At 63.3% G+C, this 25,584-nt stretch carries 25 protein-coding genes and 2 pseudogenes; 16 read left to right on the plus strand and 11 right to left on the minus strand.

Going from position 1 to position 25,584, the window contains the following annotated elements; all coding sequences use genetic code 11:
- Positions 1-25: 25 nt before the first annotated feature.
- Positions 26-1,291 carry an alkyl sulfatase dimerization domain-containing protein gene (locus BLU15_RS18940; protein ID WP_082566288.1) on the plus strand — a complete coding sequence of 422 codons (1,266 nt, stop codon included), beginning with the start codon at positions 26-28 and terminating at the stop codon, positions 1,289-1,291.
- Between the two features lie 130 nt (positions 1,292-1,421).
- On the opposite strand, the gene BLU15_RS18945 is transcribed toward BLU15_RS18940, so the two are convergent.
- Positions 1,422-1,991, minus strand: coding sequence for a methylated-DNA--[protein]-cysteine S-methyltransferase (locus BLU15_RS18945; RefSeq protein ID WP_060517696.1), 570 nt, complete (start codon positions 1,989-1,991; stop codon positions 1,422-1,424).
- Positions 1,992-2,181: 190 nt separating this feature from the next.
- On the opposite strand from BLU15_RS18945, the gene BLU15_RS18950 reads away from it, so the two are divergent.
- Positions 2,182-3,453, plus strand: coding sequence for a GGDEF domain-containing protein (locus tag BLU15_RS18950; RefSeq protein WP_162727288.1), 1,272 nt, complete (start codon positions 2,182-2,184; stop codon positions 3,451-3,453).
- Positions 3,454-3,512: 59 nt separating this feature from the next.
- On the opposite strand, the pseudogene BLU15_RS18955 reads toward BLU15_RS18950, so the two are convergent.
- Together BLU15_RS18955 and BLU15_RS18960 are read right to left on the minus strand one after the other, a co-directional pair.
- Positions 3,513-4,157, minus strand: a pseudogene (locus BLU15_RS18955) (LysE family translocator).
- An 85-nt stretch (positions 4,158-4,242) separates the two neighbouring features.
- On the minus strand, positions 4,243-5,145 hold the full coding sequence (locus BLU15_RS18960) for a M23 family metallopeptidase (RefSeq protein WP_060517702.1): 903 nt from the start codon (positions 5,143-5,145) through the stop codon (positions 4,243-4,245).
- A gap of 115 nt (positions 5,146-5,260) precedes the next feature.
- On the opposite strand from BLU15_RS18960, the gene BLU15_RS18965 reads away from it, so the two are divergent.
- Positions 5,261-5,749, plus strand: a complete 489-nt coding sequence (locus tag BLU15_RS18965; RefSeq protein WP_034787539.1) for an RrF2 family transcriptional regulator — start codon at positions 5,261-5,263, stop codon at positions 5,747-5,749.
- Positions 5,750-5,889: 140 nt separating this feature from the next.
- Here BLU15_RS18965 and BLU15_RS18970 read toward each other — a convergent pair whose 3' ends face one another.
- From BLU15_RS18970 to BLU15_RS18980, 3 genes and pseudogenes are all read right to left on the minus strand, one after another.
- Positions 5,890-6,297: a cupin domain-containing protein gene (locus BLU15_RS18970; RefSeq protein ID WP_060517704.1), complete on the minus strand. Its 408-nt coding sequence runs from the start codon at positions 6,295-6,297 to the stop codon at positions 5,890-5,892.
- Between the two features lie 54 nt (positions 6,298-6,351).
- Positions 6,352-7,104, minus strand: a pseudogene (locus tag BLU15_RS18975) (SDR family oxidoreductase).
- 56 nt (positions 7,105-7,160) lie between these two features.
- The gene (locus BLU15_RS18980) at positions 7,161-7,640 is read right to left on the minus strand and encodes a carboxymuconolactone decarboxylase family protein (protein ID WP_060585561.1); all 480 of its coding nucleotides are present in this window, start codon (positions 7,638-7,640) and stop codon (positions 7,161-7,163) included.
- A gap of 130 nt (positions 7,641-7,770) precedes the next feature.
- Between BLU15_RS18980 and BLU15_RS18985 the strand changes: the two genes are divergently transcribed.
- Positions 7,771-8,730: a LysR family transcriptional regulator gene (locus BLU15_RS18985; protein WP_090297121.1), complete on the plus strand. Its 960-nt coding sequence runs from the start codon at positions 7,771-7,773 to the stop codon at positions 8,728-8,730.
- Here the strand turns inward: BLU15_RS18985 and BLU15_RS18990 are convergent.
- Positions 8,688-9,173: an Lrp/AsnC family transcriptional regulator gene (locus BLU15_RS18990; protein ID WP_034787553.1), complete on the minus strand. Its 486-nt coding sequence runs from the start codon at positions 9,171-9,173 to the stop codon at positions 8,688-8,690. The genes BLU15_RS18985 and BLU15_RS18990 overlap by 43 nt on opposite strands.
- Before the next feature lie 142 nt (positions 9,174-9,315).
- Here BLU15_RS18990 and BLU15_RS18995 point away from each other — a divergent pair, with 142 nt between their 5' ends.
- Together BLU15_RS18995 and BLU15_RS19000 are read left to right on the plus strand one after the other, a co-directional pair.
- Positions 9,316-9,732 (plus strand): DUF2000 domain-containing protein, encoded by a 417-nt coding sequence (locus BLU15_RS18995; RefSeq protein WP_060517708.1) that lies wholly within the window; start codon positions 9,316-9,318, stop codon positions 9,730-9,732.
- A gap of 310 nt (positions 9,733-10,042) precedes the next feature.
- Positions 10,043-11,224: an MFS transporter gene (locus BLU15_RS19000; RefSeq protein WP_060585557.1), complete on the plus strand. Its 1,182-nt coding sequence runs from the start codon at positions 10,043-10,045 to the stop codon at positions 11,222-11,224.
- A 77-nt stretch (positions 11,225-11,301) separates the two neighbouring features.
- Here the strand turns inward: BLU15_RS19000 and ycaC are convergent, their stop codons facing one another.
- Positions 11,302-11,928, minus strand: coding sequence for an isochorismate family cysteine hydrolase YcaC (gene ycaC / locus BLU15_RS19005; RefSeq protein WP_034787558.1), 627 nt, complete (start codon positions 11,926-11,928; stop codon positions 11,302-11,304).
- 140 nt (positions 11,929-12,068) lie between these two features.
- Between ycaC and BLU15_RS19010 the strand changes: the two genes are divergently transcribed.
- The gene (locus BLU15_RS19010) at positions 12,069-13,016 is read left to right on the plus strand and encodes a LysR substrate-binding domain-containing protein (RefSeq protein WP_034787561.1); all 948 of its coding nucleotides are present in this window, start codon (positions 12,069-12,071) and stop codon (positions 13,014-13,016) included.
- Between the two features lie 233 nt (positions 13,017-13,249).
- The gene (locus tag BLU15_RS19015) at positions 13,250-13,543 is read left to right on the plus strand and encodes a hypothetical protein (RefSeq protein WP_034787562.1); all 294 of its coding nucleotides are present in this window, start codon (positions 13,250-13,252) and stop codon (positions 13,541-13,543) included.
- A gap of 36 nt (positions 13,544-13,579) precedes the next feature.
- Here the strand turns inward: BLU15_RS19015 and BLU15_RS19020 are convergent, their stop codons facing one another.
- Complete coding sequence (locus BLU15_RS19020) at positions 13,580-14,278, minus strand: aspartate/glutamate racemase family protein (protein WP_060517713.1); 699 nt, start codon at positions 14,276-14,278, stop codon at positions 13,580-13,582.
- A gap of 222 nt (positions 14,279-14,500) precedes the next feature.
- Here BLU15_RS19020 and BLU15_RS19025 point away from each other — a divergent pair, with 222 nt between their 5' ends.
- The 5 genes from BLU15_RS19025 to BLU15_RS19045 all read left to right on the plus strand — a co-directional run bounded on the left by BLU15_RS19025 (position 14,501) and on the right by BLU15_RS19045 (position 19,709).
- On the plus strand, positions 14,501-16,030 hold the full coding sequence (locus tag BLU15_RS19025) for an ABC transporter substrate-binding protein (RefSeq protein WP_060585555.1): 1,530 nt from the start codon (positions 14,501-14,503) through the stop codon (positions 16,028-16,030).
- A 115-nt stretch (positions 16,031-16,145) separates the two neighbouring features.
- The gene (locus BLU15_RS19030) at positions 16,146-17,087 is read left to right on the plus strand and encodes an ABC transporter permease (RefSeq protein WP_034787569.1); all 942 of its coding nucleotides are present in this window, start codon (positions 16,146-16,148) and stop codon (positions 17,085-17,087) included.
- On the plus strand, positions 17,087-17,956 hold the full coding sequence (locus BLU15_RS19035) for an ABC transporter permease (protein ID WP_034787571.1): 870 nt from the start codon (positions 17,087-17,089) through the stop codon (positions 17,954-17,956). The genes BLU15_RS19030 and BLU15_RS19035 overlap by 1 nt, the downstream gene beginning before the upstream one ends.
- A gap of 3 nt (positions 17,957-17,959) precedes the next feature.
- A complete protein-coding gene (locus tag BLU15_RS19040; RefSeq protein WP_090297124.1) occupies positions 17,960-19,171 on the plus strand; it encodes an amidohydrolase/deacetylase family metallohydrolase in 1,212 nt (403 codons plus the stop codon).
- 22 nt (positions 19,172-19,193) lie between these two features.
- Entirely contained in the window at positions 19,194-19,709 is a 516-nt protein-coding gene (locus tag BLU15_RS19045) for a RidA family protein (protein ID WP_371589961.1), read from the plus strand.
- 15 nt (positions 19,710-19,724) lie between these two features.
- Here the strand turns inward: BLU15_RS19045 and BLU15_RS19050 are convergent, their stop codons facing one another.
- The gene (locus BLU15_RS19050; RefSeq protein ID WP_034787939.1) at positions 19,725-20,531 is read right to left on the minus strand and encodes an IclR family transcriptional regulator; all 807 of its coding nucleotides are present in this window, start codon (positions 20,529-20,531) and stop codon (positions 19,725-19,727) included.
- A 202-nt stretch (positions 20,532-20,733) separates the two neighbouring features.
- Between BLU15_RS19050 and BLU15_RS19055 the strand changes: the two genes are divergently transcribed.
- Complete coding sequence (locus BLU15_RS19055) at positions 20,734-21,933, plus strand: aminotransferase class V-fold PLP-dependent enzyme (protein WP_034787581.1); 1,200 nt, start codon at positions 20,734-20,736, stop codon at positions 21,931-21,933.
- Positions 21,934-21,980: 47 nt separating this feature from the next.
- On the plus strand, positions 21,981-23,816 hold the full coding sequence (locus BLU15_RS19060) for an ABC transporter ATP-binding protein (RefSeq protein ID WP_060517716.1): 1,836 nt from the start codon (positions 21,981-21,983) through the stop codon (positions 23,814-23,816).
- A 93-nt stretch (positions 23,817-23,909) separates the two neighbouring features.
- On the opposite strand, the gene BLU15_RS19065 is transcribed toward BLU15_RS19060, so the two are convergent.
- A complete protein-coding gene (locus BLU15_RS19065) occupies positions 23,910-24,386 on the minus strand; it encodes an Lrp/AsnC family transcriptional regulator (protein ID WP_034787587.1) in 477 nt (158 codons plus the stop codon).
- Positions 24,387-24,528: 142 nt separating this feature from the next.
- On the opposite strand from BLU15_RS19065, the gene BLU15_RS19070 reads away from it, so the two are divergent.
- Positions 24,529-25,548 carry a 1-aminocyclopropane-1-carboxylate deaminase gene (locus tag BLU15_RS19070; protein ID WP_034787590.1) on the plus strand — a complete coding sequence of 340 codons (1,020 nt, stop codon included), beginning with the start codon at positions 24,529-24,531 and terminating at the stop codon, positions 25,546-25,548.
- Positions 25,549-25,584 lie beyond the last annotated feature (36 nt).

Here is a 25,584-nt window from a genome sequence, read left to right on the forward strand (position 1 = left end):
CGATTGCTTCGAGGACAGAAAGACCATGAGACACGACCCGTTGTTCGAGCGTCTGTGGGACGGCACGGCTCAGATGGAAGAATGGACCGCCGCGGTCTCGCACGGCGCCATCACCCATGTCGCCGACAACATCATCACCGTCCACACGACCTACTTCTGCGGCAGCGTGACGGCCATCCGTACCAGCGAAGGTCTGGTCCTAATCGACACCGCGAAGCCGGAAACGGCAAAGCAGACCCTCGACGTCATACGCTCCTGGGACGACAGCCCCATACACACCGTCATCTTCACGCATGGCCATATCGACCATACCAGCGGGATCACGGTCATCGACCAGGAAGCGGATGCGCGTGGGCTAGCGCGCCCGCGGATCGTCGCCCACCGCAACGTGAAGCGGCGGATGGAGCGCTACGAGGCTTCGCATGGCTACAACAGCATCGCGCAGAGCCAGCAGTTCAACAAACCGGGCTACATCTACCCAATCGGTCAGCGGCGACCGGACGCGGTCTATGACGATACCCTGTCACTGTCCGTCGGTGGCGAGCGGATCGAACTTTTTCACGGCAGAGGCGAAACCGACGATGCCACGTTCGTCTGGCTACCGGAACGACGTGTCCTTGCGAGCGGCGATTTCGTCATCTGGGTGTTTCCGAACGCCGGCAATCCGCGCAAGGTGCAGCGTTATGCAGCCGATTGGGCGACGGCACTTCGGCGGATGGAGGCGCTCGCTCCGGCGGTCCTCATTCCCGGTCACGGTCCGGTCGTCTTTGGCGAAGAGCGCGCGGCCGAGATGCTGCGCCACGGGGCAGAGGCGCTCGAGCATCTCGTGCGTGAAACGCTCGCGCTCCTCAACAGGGGCGCCAGCCTCGACGCGGTTCTGCATGCGGTGAAGGTGCCCGAGGCATATCTGGGCAAGCCCTATCTGGCAGCGAAATACGACGACCCGGAATTCCTCGTCCGCGGCATCTATCACTTCTATGCCGGCTGGTTCGATGGTGACGCGGCCCATCTCAAGCCGCCGAGGACTGCCGATCTCGCATCGGAACTGGCCGCTCTTGCCGGCGGCGCCGAAAAGCTTGCGGAGCGGGCCACGCACCTATCGGAGGCTGGGAATTTTCGCCTCGCGGTGCAACTCGTGGAATTCGCCAGCGCAGCCGCACCCGACGACCGGGCCATTCAGGCAATTCGGGCCGCGGTCCTGCGAAAGAGCATCGAGAACGAGAATTCGCTGATGGGGAAGGCCTTCCTCGCGGTTTACGCACGCGAGGCCGAGCAGCGCTCCAAAGGCTAATGCATGTCGCGCAAAACTGTGCATCGGTTTTGCGGCAACGAGACGCATAAAAACAAGAGCTTACAGTCTGGCGTGTGAATCCTTTGTGACGCGACAGGCTTTAGGCGCCACGCGCTGGAGCAGCCTCACCTCAGAAGCCGAAAGACTGCTGTGCGGGCTTGGCCTGTTGCTCCTCCAAATGGACGCCTTCCAGTTCGAGCATGCGCGTCTTGGTGGTCGAACCGCCCGGCGCTGAAAACCCGCCGATCTTGCCGCCGGCGGCCAGCACCCGGTGGCAGGGGATGATCAGCGATACCGGGTTCTTCGCCATGGCCTGGCCAACATCGCGTGCTGCTTCCGGCCCGACGCCCAGTTCCTTGGCAAGCGCGCCATAGGTCGTGGTCTGGCCCCAGCGCAGCGCCCGCGCGGCCGCATAGATGCGCAGGAAAAATTCATCCTGGCCTTGCAGATCCACCGCGAAGCCGGAGAAATCGACCTCCCTGCCCTCGAAGTAGTGCCGCACGGCTTCCACCGCCGCCCGGATTACCGGCGTCGGCTCCGACGCCTCGCTGGAAGGCAGCCGCCGCAGCAACAGCCGCTCGGTCGCCTCTAGCGTGCCGGTCGGCAGTTGAAAGCGCGTGATGCCGACATCGTTCCAGGCGATGCCGCAGAAACCGGCCGCGGTCTCAAAGATGAAATAACGATGCATCGCCTGACCCATCGGCCTCGCCTCCACTTGTACGCCTCCCTCAAAAATCGTGCAGGACGCCGCCGAATTCAACCCGTTTCCTGCGTACGCGACCGCCGTTTTGGCACAGATTGCCCGGAGCCGCGCACGCCACCAAATGCCGTCATTTGCGAAAGCTTTACGCTTGTCGGGCATGGTTTCGCGCGAACATCAGGAGACGATGGTGGACATCCTGCATACCCCGACGATCATGCTCAGTTCGTTCGTAACGCTGGTGATCTTCGCCGCTTTCTTCGGTTTTGCCTGGCGGCAGGAGCGCAAAAGCCTCGAACTGCTTCTGTGGTCCTTGGCCTTCGCCATCGGCGCAGTCGGCTTCGTCCTGTTGACGCTGCGCGGCGACGGCTACAACTTCATCACCATCTCGCTCGGCAACGCGCTCGCGGTGCTGGGGCTCGCGATGATCTGGCTGGGCTTGCGCGCCTTTGACAATCAGCCGCTCAAGATCGCCTCCGCGCTCGTCGGGCCGCTCCTGTGGATCGTCGTCACCTATTCTTCAGACTATGTTCGCGAGAGCGTCACAAGCCGGATCGTGCTCTACTCGATCCTGATCTTCGCCTATTCGGCGCTGATCGCGCACGAGATCTTCCGCTCGGAGAATTTCCGCAAGCTCCCGAGCTCCTACATCGTCGCCTTCGTGTTCGCCACCCATGGCCTGCTCTATCTCGCCCGCATCCCGCTGATCCTGATCTGGCCGCTCGCCGGCAACACGGCCGCGGGAACTTCGCAGCCGCTCTGGTACCAGTTGCTGACCTTCGAGCTGTTTTTTCACAGCCTCGCCGGTGGCTTCGCCTTCTTCGCCATGGTCAAGGAGCGAACCCAGCAACGCTACAAGCTCGCCTCGGAGACCGACGCGCTGACGGGTGTGCCGAACCGCCGTTCGTTCCTTGCGCAGCTGGAGACCCATCTCGCCACGCAACCGGCCAAGGGAGCACTGCTCTATCTCGACATAGACCACTTCAAGGTGATCAACGATCGCTACGGCCATGCGGTGGGCGACCAGGTGCTCGTGGAATTTGCCGGGATCCTCTCGAAGGCCGTGCCGCGTGACGCCCTGATCGCGCGCATGGGCGGGGAAGAATTCGCCGCCTGCCTCCCGCAGGCGGATCGCGCCGACGCGATCGCCATTGCCGACAGCATTCGCACCGCGCTCGAAGCGCGCCGGCTGAGCACGACCAAGGGCGTGCTGTCGGCAACGGTCAGCATCGGCATTGCCTTTGCCGACCGGCAAAAGGATGTGCACGCGATCATTTCCGCCGCCGACGCCGCGCTTTATGCCGCGAAGGCCGCCGGCAGAAACAGCGTTTGGTCGGAAGATCCGTCGGGCGTGCCGCAGTTTGCAGCGGGCTCGATCGCACCCGCCGAAACGGCGGCGACGCTTCTATCATTAAGCCCTGCCAGAAGCAGTGCTGCGACACGGCGGCCCACCGGCTCCTGAACCTTCCGCATCCCGAAAACGAACGATCGGCCGGGCACCCCGCTATCGCGACCCGCCGCCTATCCGTTGACGCGCTTTACCAGCGCGAGCGAGGCAGCCGAGACAAGCAAGGCGCCGCCGCAGCCTCGTTCCATCCAGCGCCGCATCGACGAGGCGGCAAACTGCGTCGTCTTGAAGCCGACAAGAGCGTAACCGAACATGACGGCAAACTCGACGACGGTGAACACGGCGGTAAGCGCCAGGAACTGCGGCAGTTGCGGCGCGGCCGGGTTGATGAACTGCGGCAGCAGTGCGGAGAAGAACAGGTAGGCCTAGGGGTTGGTGATGGCCACGATCATGCTGTGGCGGCAGATCGCAAGCGCGGATTCCGTGCGAACGAGATCGCCGTTTTCGGCGCCTTGCGTTTCCGCTTTCTCGGCTCTACCGGGCCGAAGCATCTTGTAGCCGAGCCAGGCGAGATAGCCGGCACCCGCATATTTGACGACCGAGAACCAGAACTCCGACGCGGCAAGGATGGCGCCGAGGCCGGCTGCCACGGCGGCGATCAGGAAGAAGTCGGAAAGGAGCACGCCGATCATCCCGGCAACCGCCTTTTTCATGCCGAAACGAGAGCCATTGGCCATCGCCAGGATCACGTCCGGGCCGGGCGTGACCACCGCGATGAAGGTGACGGCCGCAAAGGCAGCCATGGTGCTGATGTCCATGAACGAGCTCCTCCCGTGAGCGGCCTATCTTTGGCCGTTCAGATCGAACGTGTAAAGCACCGCCCGCTCAACCACGCATCGGTTCTCACCTGGCGAATTGCGCGTTGCGGGAAGGAACACGCCCGTCGAAGGACAGTTGAACAGCCTTTCCGGATCCGGCATCGACGGCATGAATGTGCAGATGCGGCTCCGTGCTGTTGCCAGAGTTGCCGACAGCGCCGATCGGATCGCCGGCGAGAACCCGCGCCCCGATCAAGGCGGTCACGCTCCCCTTGCGCAGATGCGCCAGTTCCACCCGCATGCCGTCGCAGGCAACGATCACGTGGTTTCCAGCCGGGTTGCCCCGATCCGCCTCGGGCGGGGGCAGGTCGGGCAGCCCATCCACTGCCGCGACGATCTCTCCCTCGCACGGGCTGACGACGGTCTTGCCGAAGATGGCATAGTCAGCGGGATCCCTAGGTAGCAGGCCGAACGCCCGGAAGCCGGCGTCGCCGATCGCCGTGATGTCGAGGGCATGCCGTTGCACCGGGTGATCGCTGTGATGATTGAGCACGCCGATGCCGCCGCCCTGAGCGACGACGAAGCGACCACCGGCCAGCGGAAACGATAGCCCGCGCGGACCGTGCTGCGAGCCGATGCCCCAGGCGACATAGGCGAGTGCTGCACCGAAGACGAAAAGAGAGGCTACGGTCGGCACCAGGCTGCGCGCCAATGCTCCGCGATCCAGCGACAGCCAGGGCCGGCGCCAATGTCGGGGCAACGAAACCAAAGACGCCGCGACCGCGAGCGCGGCCAGCGCCGCCCGGGTCCAGAAGCCGGCGATGTCCCAGCGGTTGAGAAGTCCGATCAGGGTGAGCAGCACGACGGTCTCTGCAAGCGCCAGCAGCCAGCCAAGCCGCGTCGGTTCATTCAGCCGCCACAGTCGCCAGATGAAGGCAAGCGGCAGCAGGATGCTGAGAACAAGCAGAAAACCGACGACAACGACCATGATCCCTCCTGTTGCACATGACGGCGCTGTTTACACAGGGAAAAAATAGGGATATTTTTTGTCCTTAATAGATGCGGGCGGCATCTGCCGGACGAAAAAAAGATCGTTAGAGCGTATGATCCTTAAGAGCCAAGTCGAATGGGCGTTGCACTGTTGCGCCATTCTCGCCGGCCTGCCCGAGGGCCGCTACCTATCGACCAAGGCGCTGGCCGAATTCCACGGACTTCCGAAGGAGTATCTGTCGAAGGCGCTGCAGAGCCTGTCACAGGCGGGCCTCGTCCACACGACCCTCGGTCCTTCGGGAGGCTACCGGCTGGCGAAAGCGCCGGCGGAACTGACTTTCCTCGATATCGTCGAGGCGGTCGAAGGCCGGTCGCGCACCTTCGTCTGTACCAATATCCGGGCCAACAATCCCTGTCGGGCGCCTGGTTACTGCGACGAGACCCCCTGTGCGGTGGCGCGCATCATGTGGGAGGCGGACGAAGCCTGGCGCGACAAGCTGCGAAGCGTGCGCCTGTCCGACCTGATGGAAATCCTCTCGAAGGAAATTCCCGCCGATCTCTCGAAGCGAAGCTTTGCCTGGGTGCTAGAACGCGCCGGATGAGCGGCGCCGGCCGCGGTTTCAGCAGGCGAAGCGTAGAGATAGGCCTGCGCCGGCAGATGCTCGGCAAACTTGGCCGGCCCCAACGGTTGGGCCGAAAGAAGGGCCGGCTGCGCGATCGGCAGTCGGCCCTTGGCATGGCGTCACTTCGTCATCGGAAAGGTCAGTTCCTTTTCGGCGGTGTCGACGACGAAGACCGCCAGCAGCTTGGCGGGCGCGGTCTTGCTGCCGTTGGCGCTGACGCCGTGACGGTCGCCCGGCATCTCGGAGAAGCTCTCGCCGGCCTTGTATTCCTTGACTGGACCATCATTGACCTGGCTGAGGATCGAGCCTTCGAGCACCGTCGCATAGATGAAGGCCGTGCTCGCATGGGTGTGCGCATCGGACGAGCCGCCAGGCCCATATTCCACCAGAACGCCCTTAATGCTCTTGCCCGGAACGTTCGGCAATTCATGCTCATAGACGAGCGTCACCTTGGCAGCGTCACCGGCGACGGCGGTCCCGAACAGGGTTGCGGTAACGGCGAGGGTGGTGAGGAGAGACTTGATCATGTCGAAAATCCTTTCAGATGAGGGAGATGCGCGACGCGCGCGCCTCCGGTTCGGTTACTTGCGGGGTGCCGTTGCGAACCACTCTTCGAAGGTGATGCGGCCGAGGCGGGGATTGTTGTCGGAAACAAGCGAGCCGTCCTCGAGCAGAGCGCCGAAATAGCGCGCCTCCCGGTCCGGCTCGACCTTGCGATTGTCGCCCATCGCCCTGAGATAGCGGGCGACGAGATCGCTGAGGCGCGAGCGCTCCGGACCCGCAATCTCGATCGTGCCGTTGACGGGATCGGCGAGCGCCACGTCGGTCATGGCATCGGCAACATCGTCTGACGCGATCGGCTGCACATAGGCCGGCGACAGACGCACGAGGTCGCCGACGGTTCCCGATTACGCGATCCCGCTCAGGAACTCCATGAACTGGGTCGAGTGCACGATCGTGTAGGGGATGCCACCGGCCTCGATCAGCTTTTCCTGCGCAAGCTTGCCGCGGAAGTAGCCGCTTTCCTGCAGCCGCTCGGTTCCGACCACGGAAAGCGCGATATGGTGTTTGACGCCGGCAGCCTTTTCGGCGGCAAGCAGATTGCGGCCCGACGTCTCGAAGAATTCGAGCACCGCCCTGTCCTCGAACGAGGGGGAGTTGGCGAGGTCGACGACGACCTCGCAGCCGCTGAGCGCTTCGGTGAGCCCCTCTTCCGTGATCGTATTGACGCCGGTGTTCGGGGAGGCGGCAATCACCTCGTGTCCGCGCTTGCGCAGGCGTTCGACCGTCTTCGAACCGATGAGGCCGGTGCCGCCGATGATGACGATTTTCATGGGATCCTCCATCGGCGGCGCCCATCGCGCCGCCGTGCATGACGGTTGCTGCGGGCTCAGTTGAGCCCGGCCTTGTCGAGCCCATAGAGCTTGTCGGCCGAGCCGGGCACGGACTTGAACGCGACGCTGACGCGGTTCCAGGCGTTGATGGCCATGATGGAGAAGGTCAGATCGGAGATCTCCTTTTCCGAAAGCTGGCCGCGCACGCGCTCATAGAGCTCGTCCGGAACGCCGCCCTCGGGCAATTTCGTCAGCACCTCGGTCCAGGCAAGTGCTGCGCGTTCGCGCGGCGCAAACAGGTTCGATTCCCGCCAGATTGCCACGTGGTAGAGGCGCAATTCGCTCTCGCCGTGGATCTTCGCCTCCTTCACATGCATGTCGACGCAGAACGCGCAGCCGTTGATCTGCGAAGCCCGCAGATTGACGAGATCGCGGATTGTCTGCTCGATGACGCTGTCCTTCAGGCTGTGGCTGAAGTCGGAGATTTTCTTGAAGAACTCGGGTGACTGCTGGGCGTAGTTGAGGCGCTGGGTCATGGCTTTGCTCCTAATTAAGGACATCTGTTATCCTTATGGATACAAGATATCCTTAATCGATGGACAGTAAAGCGCGCCGGGGGTAAACTCGGCGCATAAGGCTTATGTCGAAACGTTTGGGGGAAGCCGGATGGACATCGTTTCTGCGCTCAGAGCCTTCCTGCGGGTGGCGGAGACCGGCTCGTTTTCCGCGGCTGCCAACGATCTCGGCCTGACCCAGCCGGCGGTATCACGCCAGGTCTCGGCACTCGAGGAGCACCTGAGCATGCGTCTTCTGCACCGGACGACGAATGCGCTGGCGCTGACCGCCGAGGGGGAACACATGATCCCGATGGCGCTCAAAGTTGTCGAGGCGGTCGATGCTCTGAACGAGGCTTCCTGCGGCGAGGCCGGCCTCGTGGCGGGCCGCGTGCGGCTCACCGTGCCCGCGCCGCTCGGCCTCTATCTGAGCGATCGCCTGGCCGCCCTGCTCGCCCGTCATCCGGGGCTTTCCGTAGAGATGTTGTTTCGCGAGGAACCATCGGAACTGATTGGAGAGGGCATCGATCTGGAGGTTCGCTTGGGTCCGGTGTCGGAGGCCGGCCTGATCTGCCGGCGGATCGGCTGGACGACCGCGTTTCTGGTGGCGGCACCCGACTATCTGAACCGGCGCCCCGCGCCAAAGATTCCCGACGACGTCGGGAAGCATGAATGCATCTGCTACAGCCGCGCCGGCGACGGCCGCCAGTGGACGTTTTCCGACGGGTCCGGCGACGTTTTCGTGCGCATCGCGCCCCGGCTCGTCGCCAACAGTGCCGTGGCCGTGCATCGCGCGGTGCTCGCCGGCAACGGCCTTGCGATCCTCTCCCATATCCTGGCCTGCCCGGACATCGAGGCTGGCCGCTTGGTCAACGTGATGCCGGCATTCCCGCCGGCGCGCCTGCCGATCAGCGTCGTCTATCCCTCGCGCAGAAACGTGCCGCTACGCGTGCGCACCGTTCTCGATTTCCTTGTCCAGGTGGTCCGGGAAGACCCGCTGAGGCCTCCGCCTCCTGACCGTCGTTTGGGTCAGCGCTGGCCGGCCGAGGCGCGCAGGGGCAGCCCGCCATAGGCCTTGATCTCCTTCAGCACGAAGGTCGTCTGCATCTCCTTGATGCACGGCAGGCGCCGCACGACCTTCATGGCAAAATCCGAATAGGAATCGAGATCGGCAGAGACGACCTGGAGGAGAAAATCCGCATCGCCGGCAATGCTGTAGCAGGCAACGACGCTGTCGAGTTTCATCACCTCCTCGGCGAAGGCGTCCGCCTCCGCCTCCGTATGGCTGTCGATCTTTACCCGGATGAAGGCGAGCACCCCAAGGCCGATTTCCCGGCGATTGAGTACCGCCATGTAGCCCTGGATGACACCGTCGTCCTCCAGTTGCCGTACCCGCCGCCAGCAGGGCGAGGTCGACATGCCAACCTCCTCCGAAAGCGCCTGGTTGCTCAGGCGCCCGTCACTTTGCAGCGCGGTCAGGATCTTTACATCGGCGGGTGTCAGGGTGGCGGGCATCTTCTATCTCATTTTCTGCTCTATCGGGATGAATCTACCCCATCTTGGCAATTTCTCGCAACATCAGAAAGATACTGCCTCGCCACACGGTCTATTCTCCCGGCCGACCCAGCCTTTGAGAAACAGAGAGGAAACAGACCACGTGCTTCAGGACACCCGCCTCGCCATCATCGTCAATCCCGAACTGACACCCGGTCATCTCGCCAACACGATCGCCGCGATCTGCATCGGCATCGGCTCGGCGATGCCCGGTCTCGGTAACCAGCGGCTGACGGACAGCAGGCAGAACACCATCGACATCAGCTCCAACCGGCCCGTGCCGATCCTCCAGGCCGATGGCGCGACGATCCGTGCACTGCTCCTGAAGGCACTGCCGAAAGAAGACGATCGTGTCGTCGTGCCGTTTCCAGCCTTCGCGCGTTCGCTGCACAGCTATGCCGACTACGAGACGCAATTTCCGGAACGGGATCTCGCGCAGGAGACGATCGACGGCATCGGTCTTGCCGGCGACGTGAAGTGGGTCAGATCGCTGACGGGATCGCTGAAATTGCTGCGATAGGACAAAAGCACGCGCAACGGCACGGCGGGTCGGAGCCCGCCGCTTCCGGCGTGTACATTTTTTTCACCGGAACCAGACCAATGTCAGGATTGGTGGCGACACATTCGCAACACCAACAGCCATTCGCTCGGAAAGGCAGCGCTTTCCGACTTGACGGCCTCTTCTCGCCTTGACGGGACCCACCCTGCGCGACAAGCTCTGAAAACAATTTTCAGAATATCAGAATTCCTTCACATACCGCATCGGCTCAACGGCTCCCGCCCGCTGCCGAGGGTGCATCGCGCGACACGCTATCCGGGGAACAATGCGCATGACCAACCAACGGCTCATCATGCTGATCTTCTTCCTGCAACCGATCGCCTTCGGCGCCTGGCTGCCGCGTATTCCCGACGTGCAGCAAAGGCTCGGCCTCGGCCCGGCGGAACTGGCGATCGCGCTGCTCGGCATGCCCGTCGGCATTCTGCTGACCCTGCCGTTTGCCGGCCGTTTTGTCGCCTGGATCGGCGGCCGTGCGACCATCCTCTACGGCTTCGTCGTCTTTCTGGCGCTCGTCTGGCTACCGACATGGGCCCCGAACATCGAGGTGCTCTTCGTGGCGCTCGCCATCGTCGGCGCAGCGTTGACGACGCTCGAACTCGGCCTCAATGTCGAGGCCGACGCGATCGAGAAGCACTCCGGGCAGCTGATCATGAGCACCTGCCACGGCTTCTGGAGCCTCGGCATCATGACTGGCAGCCTGGTTGGCGTCGGCTTCGCGGCGCTGCACGTGGCACCGGAATGGGCGGTGCCGCTGACGGCGGCAGGCATGTTGCCGATCAGCGTCTACTTCGCCCGGAAGCTGCCGCTCCTGAAGACCGGCGAGGCCGCGGCTGCCGAAGCGGCGCCCTCCAGACGCAAGCTGCCGGGCTGGGCATTGCTTGGCGTCTGCTTCTTCGTCTTTGGCATCACCATGACCGAAGGCGCCGTCGCCGACTGGTCGGCGGTCTTCCTGCGCGACATCTTCGGGCTTTCCAGCGCCAGCGCCGGTTTCGGCTACTCGATCTTCGCCTTCATGGTGGCTGCCGGGCGCTTTGCCGGCGACCGGCTGAAGGCGAGCTACGGCCCGGTTGCGGTGGCACGTGCCTGCGGTATCGCCAGCATTAGCGGGCTCATTCTCGTGGTGGTAAGCCCCGCCGCCTGGGCAGCGCTTCTCGGCTTTTCTGCCATGGGCTTCGGCGTATCCGTCGGCTTTCCCTTCGCCGTCACCGCCGCTGCCGACCAGAAGGACCGGCCGGCGGCCGCGAGTGTCGCCATTCTGTCCTTCATCGCGCTGCTCGGCTTCCTGCTCGGGCCGCCGCTGATCGGCCTGATCGCCGAATACAGCGACATGCGCTTCGGTCTTGGCGTGCTCGTGCCCTTCCTCGCCGTCAGCCTGCTCTTGACCGGCCGGCTCAAGCCCGCGGCCCGTCTGGACGTGCAAGACGACGCCCAGCAGGCCGCCAGCCGCGCATAAAGGCCACGGCAACAGACAACACGAAAAGCCCCGGCCATCCCAGGCCGGGGCTTTCGTCGTTCATCGTCTGGCGTGTCTTACTTGCGCGCCGCCATGGTGTTGTAGCTGGTGATGAGGTTGCGGTAGTCCGGGATGTGGTTCGAAAATAGCGTGCCGAGACCCTCGATGTCGTTGCGCCAGTCGCGATGCAGCTCACAGGCAACGCCGAACCAGGTCATCAGCTGAACGCCGGCGGCGGTCATGCGCGACCAGGCGGAATCGCGGGTCACCTCGTTGAAGGTGCCGGAAGCATCCGTCACCACGAAGACCTCGAAGCCTTCCTCGATCGCCGAAAGCGCCGGAAACGCCACGCAGACCTCGGTCACGACGCCGGCGATCAGCAGCTGCTTCTTGCCGGTGGCCTTCACCGCCTTGACGAAGTCCTCATTGTCCCAGGCGTTGATCTGGCCCGGACGGGGAATGAAGGGCGCATCGGGAAACTGTTCCTTCAGCTCCGGAACCAGCGGGCCGTTCGGGCCATCCTCGAAGCTGGTTGTGAGAACCGTCGGCAGCTTGAAGTACTTGGCGAGATCACCGAGCGCCAGGACATTGTTCTTGAACTTGTCCGGGTCGAAGTCGCGCACCAGCGACAACAGGCCGGTCTGATGGTCGACGAGCAGGACGGCAACATCATCCTTGTTGAGGCGTACGTAGGGCTTGGTCATCGGAAGTCCTTTCCTTCGTTTTGTTTTCATCACCGCCAGCGGCCTTCGTTGCCGATCTGCTGTGATTGAACGTAAGCTACTGCAGGACCGTTGCCGCCAAAAGATTGTGAATTTCGACGCAGCGTCCTATGAATAGAACGATGCAGGACCTGAACGACCTCTATTATTTTGTCCAAGTCGTGGATCATGGCGGCTTTGCGGCTGCGGCACGGGCAACCGGTACGCAGAAATCCCGGCTGAGCCGGCGCATTGCGATGCTGGAAGACCGGATCGGGGTTCGGCTGATCCAGCGTTCGCCGCGCCGGTTCTTCGTTACCGATGTCGGCCGCGAATATTACCAGCGCTGCGTCGCGGTGTTAATCGAGGCGGAAGCGGCCGATGCCTTCATCGCGCAGCATCAGGGAGAGCCGCAGGGCATCATCCGGGTGAGCTGCCCGACCGCATTGATCTCGTTCCAGTTCGGCCGGCTCTTTGCCCGGTTCATGACCGCCCATCCGCGGATCGGCCTGCAGCTGGAAAGCACCAACCGGCGCGTGGATGTGATCGCCGAAGGTTTCGACGTTTCGATCCGTGTCCGGTTCCCGCCGCTCGAAAAAAGCGAGCTGGTGATGCGCAAGCTCGACGACAGTTCGCAATATCTCGTCGCCAGGCCCGGATTTCTGAAGGCGCCGATCGCTGAGCCCGCGCAACTGACGGGATTGCCGAGTCTTGCCTGGACTTCGGCCACGCACACCTATGAATGGCGGCTGGAAAGCGCCGATGGAGAACGGGCCGTCATCCGCCACGAGCCACGTTTCCTGACCGACGATATGGCGGCGCTACGCGAAGCGGCGCTCGACGGCGCCGGCATCGTGCAACTGCCGACGATGATGATCTGGAAGGACCTGGCAGCCGGCACGCTGGTGCCCGTGCTGCCGCAATGGCGCCCGGCGTCCGGCGTCGTGCACGCCGTCTTTCCTTCGCGGCGCGGGCTACTGCCCTCCGTTCGCACCTTCATCGACTTTCTTGCCCAGGAATGCGCCGCCGATCGCCTGGCGATCGACGAAAGCCTGGCATGGCCGGCAAGGCCACCCCATATCACGGCCTAACGCATCCGGCGGTCAACGGGCTCCCTTGACGTGCTACCCCGGCGGCCGCCCTCCGCGGACCCATGCGCTGGCCGCATAGTAGCCATTCCTTGCATATCGCGCCGCAACGCACGATCTTATTGGAGAAGCCGCGTTCGACGCCGGCTCCCCTCCTGGACTCACCCCAGTCGTAGACTTTTCCCCCGGCTTCGGCCGGCGCGGCCATTTCGGCTTGAACAATAGGGAAGGTAATCATGCAGACAACTGCCAAAACTCCCGACGCCAAGACACTGGATGCCATGACGCTGGATGAACGCTCGAACATGATGGCGCTGGTAGCGGAAGCGCTCGAGGCAACGGCCGAGAAGGCCTACGAGATCGGCGACGACCGGTTCGCCGAGAACTCGATCAGCCTCGCCAACATCATCATCGGCTGTGCGGACGACCTGGTGGTCGGCGACTTGCCAGCCGCCGAACTGCTTTTGCAGCAGGGCATAGCACTTCTCAGCCTGTTTCCGGGCGAACCCCGGGAATTCACCTTGCACTAGCCCTTGCAACCACGGCCGACGGCCAGTCGGCCGTGGTCAGGCGTCCCCGAGCGCGAGGTCGACCGCAGCAAGCGCGTGGATCTCGGTCGTATCGAACACCGGGACCGGGCTATCAGCCTGTGAAATCAAAAGCATGATCTCGGTGCAGCCCATGATGATCGCTTCCGCGCCCGCATCGACAAGCCGCGCGATGATGGCGCGATAGGCGTCGCGCGAGCTGTCTTTGACGATACCGGCAACGAGTTCGCGGTAGATGATCTCGTGCACCTTCGCCCGGTCTTCCACCTCCGGCACCAGCACATCGAGACCGAATTTTTCCGCCAAGCGACCTTTGTAGAAGTCCTGTTCCATGGTGAAGGCCGTTCCGAGCAGGCCGACTTTGCGAAGGCCCGCCGCCTTGATCTTCTCCGCCGTCGGGTCGGCGATATGCAGCAGCGGAATGGAGACGGCTGCCGAAACGTCCGCCGCCATCTTGTGCATGGTGTTGGTGCAGATCATCAGGAAATCGGCGCCGCCTGCCTCGAGACGTCGCGCTGCGGCGATCATCTCTCCCGTCAGGGCCGGCCAGTCGCCGTGATGCTGCAGGCGTTCGATCTCGCCGAAGTCCATCGACCACATCAGCGATTTCGCCGAGTGCACGCCGCCGAGGCGCGCGCGAACCGTCTCGTTGATGATGCGGTAATACTCCGCCGAGCTCTCCCAGCTCATGCCGCCGATCAGGCCGATGACCTTCATTCTCTTCTCCCTTTTCAATCCGGACTCCGGGCTAACAAATCCCGCGCCTTCGCGATAGCTCCCGCCCACTTATGCACCCTCCAGGACAAGGGTTCCGGCCCGCCGCTGCCGGCGGTTGTGACAAGACGACGACAGCCGGTTGACATTTCCGGCTTCGTGCCTTTTTATATTCCAAAATAAAGAACGACATAGCATAACTATGGAATATGAGGAGGAGCAAATATGAAATCGACTAAACTCGCATTGCTTATTGGAACCGCATTGGTGGCATCGGCAACTCTCGCCTTTGCGCAGGAAAAGGGCGGCGTGATCAACGTCGCGACGGTCGGTGAGCCGCCGACCCTCGACCCGATGGCATCGACGGCCGACCTCGTCGGCATAGTCTCGCAACACATCTTCGAGACGCTCTACACCTTCGACAAGGACTGGAAGCCGACCCCGCTTCTGGCGGCAGCACTTCCGGAGATCAGCGCCGACGGCAAGACCTACACGATCAAGCTGCGCTCGGGCGTCAAGTTCCACGACGGCACCGATCTCGACTCGAAGGACGTCGTCGCCTCGCTCGAGCGCTGGACCAAGGTCGCCTCGCGCGGCAAGCAGACGGCAACGACGATTTCCGGCATCGAAGCGATCGACCCGCTGACGGTGAAGATCTCGCTCACCACCCCTTACGCGCCGCTCGTTTCGCTGCTCGCCTTCAACAACTCCGCGGCGATCGTGCTTCCTTCCGAAAAGCAGGCCGAGCCGATGACTGATTTCGTCGGCACCGGCCCCTACCAGCTGAAGGAACGCAAGGCGGACCAGTACATCCAGCTCACCCGGTACGATGCCTACAAGTCGCCGGAAGGCGAAGCCAACGGCTATGGCGGCGCCCGCCACCAATATGCCGACGAAATCCGCTTCGTGCCGGTTCCGGACCCGAACACCCGCGTCGAAGCGGCCGTTTCCGGCCAGTATGACTATGTCGATTCTCTGCCGGTCGAATCCTTCGAACGCGTCAAGGGTTCGAGCGCTTCCGAACCCGTCATGCTGCAGCCCTTCGGCTGGCCTGTCTTCGTCTTGAACTCCGGCAACGGCATGACCAAGAACCTCGACCTGCGCAAGGCGATCCGCGCTTCGCTCAGCATGGAAGACATGATGGCGGCAGCCTTCGGCACCACAGACTTCTATGCGCTCGACGCCGCTCTCTACCCGTCGCAGTTTACCTGGCGGACCGATGCCGGCACCGAAGGCGCCTACAACATCGCCGATGCGGAAAAGGCTGGCGAACTCCTGAAGGCCGCCGGCTACAAGGGTGAGCCGCTGCGCATCCTGACGAGCCGCCAGTATGAGTTCCATTACAAGATGGCGCAGGTCGCGGCCGAGTATCTGAAGCTCGCCGGCTTTACCGTCGATCTGCAGGTGGTCGACTGGGCGACGCTGACCCAGCGCCGTGCCGACCCGACGCTCTGGGACATCTACATCACCCACAGCCCCTTCCTGCCGGAACCGGCCCTCATCGGCATGATGTCGACCAAGGCGCCCGGCAACTGGGATACGCCGGCGCGCGCCAAGGCGGTCGATGCCTTCAACGCCGAATCCGACTCGGCCAAGCGCGTGGCGCTGTGGGCAGACGTGCAGAAGGTGATCTTCGAGGAAGTGCCATTCATCAAGATCGGCGACTTCAACGCGCTTTCGGCGAAGTCGAAGTCGCTCGACGGCGTCTCGCCGGCCCCGTGGCCGTACTTCTGGAACGCTTCGATCAAGAAGTAAGCTCCCCCTCCCAAGGGACTTCGGCGGGCAGCCGGGCCATGCGCCTGGCGCCCGCTCGAAGGGGCGCGTCACTCCACCCTTGCGGCGGAGCGCACAGGAAAGGTTCGAGGCCACCATGTTACGCTACATCTTCCAACGGCTGATGGGCATGATCGTCGTCATGGCGATTGTCGTCACGATCGTCTTCGTCATCGTCCGCGTGACGCCCGGCGATCCCGCCGCCGTCATGCTCGGTCCGGAAGCAACCCAGGAAGACATTACGGCGCTGCGCAGCCGGCTTGGCCTCGACCAGTCGCTCGGCCTGCAATATGTTTACTATATCGGACAACTGCTGCAGGGCGATCTCGGCCAGTCGATCTTCCTCAACCAGCCGGTCACGTCAGCACTGGCGGAGCGTGCCGAGCCGACCTTCTTCCTGACCCTGTTCTCAATCGTCATCGCCTGCGCCATCGCGCTGCCGATCGGCATCTATGCCGCCTACAGGCGCGGCTCCTTCGTCGACCAGGCGGCAACAACGCTTGCCATGCTCGCCGCCAGCATACCGAGTTTCTGGCTTGGCCTGATCCTGATCCAGGTCTTTGCCGTGCGTTTCGGCTGGTTCCCGGTCTCCGGCTATGGCGGCCCCGGATCCTCCTTCACCGAGCGCATGTATCACCTGACCTTGCCGGCGATCGCGCTCGGCGTCGTCTCCTCGGCGCTGATCCTGCGCTTTACCCGTGCATCGATGCTCGACGTGCTCGGCGACGATTTCATCCGCACCGCCCGCGCCAAAGGCCTCGGCGAACGCAAGGTGGTGATGAAGCACGCACTGAAAAACGCGCTGATCCCGATCCTGACGATCATTGGCCTCACCGCCGCCGTGCTGATCTCGGGTGCGGTTGTCACGGAAACCGTCTTTGGCCTGCCCGGCGTCGGCAATCTCGTCGTCTCCGCCGTGCTTCGCCGCGACTATCCCGTCATCCAGGGCGCGCTGCTCGTCATTGCCGCGCTCTACGTGCTGATCAATTTCGTGATCGACATGCTCTATCTCCTCGTTGATCCAAGGGTGCGCTACTGATGTCTATCACCGTATCTGCCCCCACCGAGAGCGAAGGCCGCAAGTTCGTCCGCCGGCTGTTGAAGCGCAAAACCGTTGCCTTCGGCCTGATCGTGCTCACCGTCTTCGTGCTGCTTGCCGTCTTCGCGCCGCTGATCGCACCCTATGCGCCCGGCAAGCTGTCGATCGTCAACCGGCTGCAGCCGCCGAGCCTGCAATGGTTCTTCGGCACCGACGAGTTCGGCCGCGATGTCTTCTCCCGCACCATCTATGCCGGCCGATTGTCGCTGCTTGTCGGTGCGGCGGTCGTCACGCTTGCAACCGTGATCGGCGTCGTGCTCGGTCTGCTCGCCGGCTTCTTTCCGAAGCTCGACACGCCGATCGCCCGCGTCATCGACGCGATGATGGCCTTCCCGGACATCCTGCTTGCGATCGCGCTGGTCGCGGCCTTGGGCCCCTCGCTGACGACCGTCATCATCGCGCTCAGCATCGTCTATGCGCCGCGGCTCGCCCGCGTGGTGCGCGCCTCGACACTGGTCATCCGCGAGCTTCCTTATGTCGAGGCGGCCCGCGCGCTCGGGATCTCGACGCCACACATCATGACGCGTCACGTGCTGCGCAATCTGCTTTCGCCCGTCCTCGTGCAGGGCACCTTCCTCTTCGCCCATGCGATGCTTGCCGAAGCCGGGCTTTCCTTCCTCGGCGTCGGCGTCAGCCCGGAAATCCCGACCTGGGGCACGATGATCGCCTCGGGGCGTCAATATATCGGCCAGGCCGACTGGGTAACGCTCTTCCCCGGCATCGCCATCGTGCTTTCGGTCTTGTCGCTGCAGATGGTCGGTGACGGCCTGCGCGATATGCTCGATCCCCGCCTCAGAAAGGACCTGTAAGTCATGACGACCGCAACATCGAACGCCGGTCCGGTGCTGATCCGGCAGGTGAAGCCCGTCGCCTTCGGCATGGCCGCGCCGGCTGAAACCACCGACATCCTCGTCGACGGCGAAGGCCGCATCGCAGCCCTCGGCCCGAACCTGGAGGCATCAGGCGACGTGCGTCGCATAGAGGGCAAGGGCGCCTGGATCTCGCCCGGCTGGATCGACCTGCACGCCCACGTCTGGCACGGCGGCACCGACATTTCTGTGCGCCCGCAGCTTTGCGGCATGGAGCGCGGCGTCACCACGATCGTCGACGCGGGTTCGGCCGGTGAAGCCAATTTCCACGGCTTTCGCGAATACATCATCGAGCCGTCGCGCGAGCGCATCAAGGCGTTCCTCAATCTCGGCTCGATCGGGCTTGTCGCCTGCAACCGCGTCAGCGAACTCTCCGACATCCGCTCGATCGACATCGACCGTATCATCGCCTGCTACCAGGAAAACCGCGAGCACATCGTCGGCCTGAAGGTGCGCGCCAGCCACGTCATCACCGGTTCCTGGGGCGTGACGCCGGTGAAGCTCGGCAAGAAGATCGCCAAAATCCTGAAGATCCCTGTCATGGTGCATGTCGGCGAGCCGCCGGCGCTCTATGACGAGGTTCTGGAAATCCTCGGGCCCGGCGACATCGTCACCCATTGCTTCAACGGCAAGGCCGGTTCCAGCATCATCGAGGACGAGGACCTGTTTGAGCTTGCCGAACGCTGCGCCGGCGAAGGCATCCGCCTCGACATCGGCCACGGCGGCGCCTCGTTCTCCTTCCGCGTGGCGGAAGTGGCGATCGCCCGCGGTCTGCTCCCCTTCTCGATCTCCACCGACGTGCACCTGCGCAGCATGAACCAGTCCGTCTGGGACCTGGGCACCACCATGTCGAAGCTCTTGAGCGTCGGCATGCCTTTCGAAAAGGTGGTCGAGGCCGTGACTCAAGCGCCCGCCTCGGTCATCCGCCTGCCGATGGACAATCTGCTTACCGTCGGCGCCCGCGCCGAATTCACCCTCTTCGACCTCGTCGATAGCGAGCTTCGGGTCTTCGATTCACTCGGCGCCGAAGCGCACCTCAACCGCCTCTTCGAGCCGCGCTACGCGGTCATGGGCACCCACGTGGTTGCCGCCAATCGTTACCAGCCGCAGCATATCGAGTGCCCGGACCACAGCCACGGCTTCAGCTACCGCTAAGCCAGGGCGACAGAATACAGAAATGACAGGACAACGCGTGAACAGTATGGACCCGAAAAACGACAGCCCCGTCGATGTCTCACCTTACGAACGCCTTCAGGCCCTCGGCATCAACCTGCCGCCGGCGCCACCGCCGATCGCCAATTTCGTGACGCATGTGCGCGAAGGCAACATCCTGTATCTCTCCGGCCAGGGCCCACGCGAGCCCGACGGTCATCTCTACGCCGGCAAGGTCGGCGGCGATGTCGACATCGACAGCGCCTATGACCACGCACGGTTAACCGGCATCAACCTGCTTGCGGTCATGCATGATGCGCTCGGAGACCTCGGAAAGGTCAAGCGCATCGTCAAGATCCTGGGCATGGTCAATGCCGTTCCGGATTTTGCCGAACATCCGCGCGTCATCAACGGCTGCTCGGACCTTATGATGGACGTTTTTGGAGCGGCCGGCAGCCATGCGCGCTCGGCGGTGGGTTTCGGGTCGTTGCCCGGCAACATCACCGTCGAGATCGAGGCGATCGTCGCTCTGCACGAGTGACGACGGGAGGTCGGATCAGTGGCTGCGCCAGCCCATCATTTTCTCGATCCGCTCGGCGGAAACCCTGACGTGATCGGCGTAGAACGCCCGATCGTCGAGGATTTTCTGCTCGGGCAGAACGATGGAGATCGTGGCGGCGCAATTGCCCTTATCGTCGAGGATCGGGGCTGCGACGCAGGCGACGGCATAGTCGGATTCGCCCGCCTGGATCGACAGCCTTGCGGAAAGCGCGCTTTCGGCCTGGGCGGAGAGCGCGGCCGGATCGATATCGGCGCGGCCGGTCGGCGAGGTTCGTGCACAGCGGCGGAACAGCTCCAGCCGTTCGTCGGCGGGCAGATGCCCCACCAGCAGACGGCCCGACGCCGTCCAGTTGAGCGGCACGCGGGTACCGACGCGCGAGGTCACCTGGAAATGGCCGGGACCATCGGCCATGGCGAGCACCTGCATGTAGTCGCCGTCGCGGCCGCAAAGCTGGATCGTCTCGGCAACTTCACGGCCGAGGTCGTGCATCTCGCGGGTGGCGACGCCGAGGAAATCGAGCGAGCGGGCATAGGCAAGGCCATAGTGATAGAGCCGGTCGCCGAGCCAGACGAGCCCGTCAGCATCGCGGCTGAGCAGGTTCTTTTCGACCATGTCGTCGACGATGACATAAGCGGTCGACAGCGGCGCGCCGACAGCCTTGGCAATCGCGTAGACGCCGCTCGGGGAACCCGTCTCATAAAGGAAATCGAGCACCTGCAAGGCGCGATCCATGCCGCTCACGCGCGAGCGGCGCGGCTTGCCGGTCGTTTCCATATCGTCGGTCGGCTCGACGCCGGTCATCGTCTTGTCCACTGCTTCACTCCTGCACCGCTCGAAGGGCGTGCTGCCGGTAAAATCTCGGCTTCCGCTGCCGCCGCGCCGCCGATGGCGGCCGCGTCAGATAGCGCAAAGCCTCACTCATACTTCATTACTATGGTAGATATTCCGCGAAGACGGAATAGTCTACCCGCTTCGACCGCCAGAAAATCATATGGAGACCACTATGCCTGACCGTGACATTCGCGAAGCTCTCGGACTTCGTCCCGTTATCAACGTCTCCGGCACGATGACCAGCCTCGGCGCATCGATCGTGGTCCCGGAAGCGATCGCGGCCATGACAGGCATACTGCCGCAGTTCGTCGAGATCAACGACCTGCAGCGCAAGGTGAGCCCGGTGATTGCTCGGCTGACGGGTGCCGAGGCCGGCTTCATCACGGCGTCCTGCTCCGCCGGCATCAGCCTCGCCATTGCCGGCACCATGACCGGAAGCGACCTTGCCGCCATCGAGCGCCTGCCGGATACGACCGGCCTCAAGAATGAAGTCATTCTGCAGATGGGCCATGTGGTCAGCTACGGCGCGCCCGTCGACCAGGCGATCCGGCTTGCCGGCGCCAAGCCGGTGATCGTCGGCCAGGCGACGTCGGCCTATCGCTACCATATCGAAGGCGCGATCAACGAGCGCACCGCTTGCGCCGTCTACGTCGTCTCGCATCACGTGGTGCAATACGGTCTCGTCGGCCTCAGGGAATTTGCCGAGGTCTGCCATTCGAAGGGTGTGCCGGTCATCGTCGACGCCGCTTCCGAATACGACCTGCGCATCTTCCTCGATGAGGGCGCCGACATCGTGCTCTATTCCGGCCACAAGTTCCTGGGCGGCCCGACCTCCGGCATCGTCGCCGGCAAAAAGGAAATGGTGCGCAACACCTTCCTGCAGAACCTCGGCATCGGCCGCGGCATGAAGGTGGGCAAGGAAAGCATGCTCGGCGTGATGGCGGCACTTCAAGCCTGGGAAACCCGCGACCATGCCGGCATCCGCGAGCGCGAAACCGGTTACCTGAACCTCTGGCGCGAGACGCTCGACGGCCGTCCCGGCATCAAGCCGGTGATCGAGGCCGACCCGACCAACAACCCGCTCGACCGGCTGCGCGTCAACATCGACCCGCAGGAAGCCCATATCACCGCCTGGGATCTCGCCGATGCGCTGGCCCGCGGCGCGCCGCCGATCATCGTGCGAGACCACGAGGCCGAGCACAATTACTTCTACCTCGACCCCTGTAACCTGCATCCGGGCCAGGAGAAGATCGTCGCCAGCCGCCTCGCCGAGGAGCTCGACAAGGCGAGAGCCTCGAACGAGATCATCGCCACGTCGCTCGCCGAACGCAACGCACGCCGCTTCGCCGGCCTGCTGCGCTGGCCCGACTGACCCGACGACCAACTAAGATACGCGCAGCATCTGACGGAGGAAACGAGATGACCGAGACCAAAGCCCAGCCGGACCGTTCGACGGCGCCCGTTCTCTCCGTCGAGAACCTGACGACCTCTTTCCTGGTCGACGGCGCCTGGAAGCCTGTCGTCCGGGACATATCGTTTACCGTCGCGCCCGGCGAAACCGTGGCGATCGTCGGCGAATCCGGCTCGGGCAAGAGCGTCACTTCGCTCTCGATCATGCGGCTCCTGCAGAAGGAGACGAGCCGCGTCGAAGGGCGGGTGATGATGGGCGGGCGCAACATCCTCGACTTGCCGGAATCTGAGATGCGCCGCGTGCGCGGCAACGATGTCGCGATGATCTTCCAGGAGCCGATGACCAGCCTCAATCCGCTGTTCACCATCGGTGACCAGATCTCCGAGGCCCTTCTCTGCCACAGGCCAATGTCGAAGGCCGACGCCCGGGCGGAAACCATCCGATTGCTCGAAAAGGTCCGCATTCCCTCCGCCGCCTCGCGCTTCGACGAATACCCGCACCGCTTCTCCGGCGGCATGCGCCAGCGCGTGATGATCGCCATGGCGCTCGCGAGCCGGCCGAAGCTCCTGATCGCCGACGAGCCGACGACGGCGCTCGACGTCACCATCCAGGGCCAGATCCTCGACCTGATCAAGGTGTTGCAGGAGGAGGAAGGCACCTCGGTGCTCTTCATTACCCACGACATGGGCGTGGTCGCCGAAATCGCTGACCGCACGGTGGTGATGTTCCGCGGTGACGCGGTCGAGACCGGCAACACCGAGGACATCTTCCTTCGGGCGAAACACCCCTATACCCGCGCACTGCTCTCGGCCGTGCCGATGCTCGGCTCGATGAAGGGCGAAAGCCAGCCGATGCGTTTTCCCGTCATCGACGCCGCGACCGGGCTGCCTTCGGCGACGGCGGAAGCCACCGATACGGTCCAGGCCGGCCGCAAGCCGATCCTCGAGGTCAAGAACCTCGTCAAGCGCTTCGACATCCACGCCGGCTTGCTCGGCAAGCTCAAAGGCCGCGTCCACGCCATCGAGAACGTCTCCTTCAGTCTGCAGCCGGGCGAGACGCTGTCGCTCGTCGGCGAATCCGGCTGCGGCAAGTCGACGACCGGCCGGGCCATCATGCGGCTGATCGAGCCGGAAAGCGGCTCCGTGACGCTCGACGGCCAGAACGTCCTCAAAATGGATCGCAGGCAGCTGCGCGAAATGCGCCGCACCATGCAGATGATCTTTCAGGATCCTTTCGCGAGCCTCAATCCGCGCATGACGGTGGGCGCTGCGATCGCCGAACCCTATCTCGAACACAAGCTCGGCACGGCACGGCAGGCGCGTGAGAAGGTCGCCGACCTGCTCGAACGCGTCGGCCTGCAGGCCGACATGGCCGCCCGCTACCCGCACGAGTTCTCCGGCGGCCAGCGCCAGCGCGTCTGCATCGCACGCGCCTTGGCGCTTGACCCGAAGCTGATCGTCGCCGACGAGTCTGTCTCGGCACTCGACGTCTCAATCAAGGCACAGGTCATCAACCTCTTGCTCGACCTGCAGGCGAGCCTCGGCCTTGCCTATCTTTTCATCTCGCACGACATGGCCGTCGTCGAGCGCGTCAGCCACCGGGTCGCCGTGATGCATCTCGGCGAGATCGTCGAAATCGGCTCGCGTGCGCAGGTTTTCGAGAATCCGCAGCATCCCTATACGAAGAAGCTGATGGCCGCCGTCCCAATCGCCGATCCGACCCGTCGCCATGCGCGCCGCAATGTCGCGAGCGACGAGCTGAAGAGCCCCTTGCGCGCGCCCAACTACGTTCCGGAAACGCGGCGCTTTCAGCAGGTCGCAGACGATCACTTCGTCCAGGTCTGACCGGGTTGCACCTATCGGGCCGCATCCGGCACGCTGAAGACGTACCGGGTCTCGCGTGCCCTTCGATGCGAAAGGCCAATCGTTCGACGACCGTCAGAACGGCAGCCGGGCGTTCTCCTTGACTTCCTTCATCACAAAGAAGGTGCGCGTCTGGCGTACCCCCGGTAGCGCAATCAGCTTCTGACCGTGCAGTTTGTTGAAGTCCGCCATGTCTCGGACCCGGATTTTCAAAAGATAGTCGAAGTCGCCAGCAACGAGATTGCAGTCGAGCACTTCCTTCATCTCCAGCACCGCGCCCTCGAAGGCCGCAAAGCTCTCGGGCGTCGAACGATCGAGCACAACGCCGACCATCACCAACGCTCCGAGACCGACCGCTGCCGGCGCGACCTCCGCCCTCACACCGGTGATATGACCCTCTTCGAACAACCTCTGTGTTCGCCGATGACAGGTCGCCGGACTGACGTTTACCCGCTCGGCAAGGTCGGCGTTGGTCAGCCGTCCTTCGGATTGCAGGGCACGCAGGATCTTGAGATCGATCCGGTCAAAATCATCATCGGAAGAATCTTTCATTATCTATCCCGTTTATTGAAGAAAATCAAAACTTGATCGGAACTGTATTCTATCCAGCGAAATTTTGACAGCAATTTAGAGAGCACCTTTCACGAGACTTCGCCTATCCTTCTCCTACAATTTTCACACGGAGGCCTGGATCATGTCACTGCTTGAGAAGTTCGAACGCTACCCCCTCACCTTCGGCCCGACGCCGATCGAGCATCTGCCGCGACTGACGGCGGCGCTCGGCGGAAAGGTCGCGATTTACGCCAAACGCGACGACTGCAATTCCGGCCTCGCCACGGGCGGCAACAAGCTCCGGAAGCTTGAGTATATCGTGCCCGACGCAATCGCTTCGGGCGCCGATACGCTGGTCTCGATCGGCGGCGTGCAGTCGAACCACACCCGCATGGTCGCCGCCACTGCTGCCAAGATCGGCATGAAATGCGTCGTCATCCAGGAAAAATGGGTGCCGCACTATGATGCGGTCTATGACCGCGTCGGCAACATCCTGATGACACGGCTGATGGGGGCGGACAGTCGACTCGTCGACGACGGTTTCGACATCGGTATTCGGAAGAGCTGGGAAGATGCGATCCAGTCGGTTAAGGATGCCGGCGGCAAGCCCTACCCGATCCCGGCCGGCGCCTCGGTGCACAAGTATGGCGCACTCGGCTACGTCGGCTTTGCCGAAGAGGTGGCGGCACAGGAAAAGGAGCTCGGCTTCACCTTCGACTACATCGTCGTCTGCGTCGTCACCGGCTCCACCCAGGGCGGCATGATCGTCGGCTTTGCCGCACAGGACCGCGCCAATCGGGTGATCGGCATCGACGCATCGGGCACGCTCGAGCAGACCCGCTCCCAGGTTCGAAAGATCGTCGACTCGACGGCCGAACTGGTTCGCCTCGGCAGGGCGATCCGCGAAGACGAGATCGTGATCAATCCCGATTACGCCTATCCCGCCTATGGCGTACCATCAGAGGAAACCAACGAGGCGATCCGGCTCGCGGCTCGCACCGAAGCGATGATTACCGACCCTGTCTATGAGGGCAAATCCATGCAGGGGATGATCGACCTTACCCGCAAGGGATTCTTCCCGGAGGGGTCTCGCGTTCTCTACGCCCACCTCGGCGGCGCACCGGCGCTCAACGGCTACAGCTACTACTACAAGGACGGCTGAGTCCTTGGCCTAGACTGTCACCTTACGTCCTTCTCC

Source organism: Ensifer sp. YR511, from assembly GCF_900103045.1.
In the GTDB taxonomy this organism is placed as follows: domain Bacteria; phylum Pseudomonadota; class Alphaproteobacteria; order Rhizobiales; family Rhizobiaceae; genus Ensifer; species Ensifer adhaerens.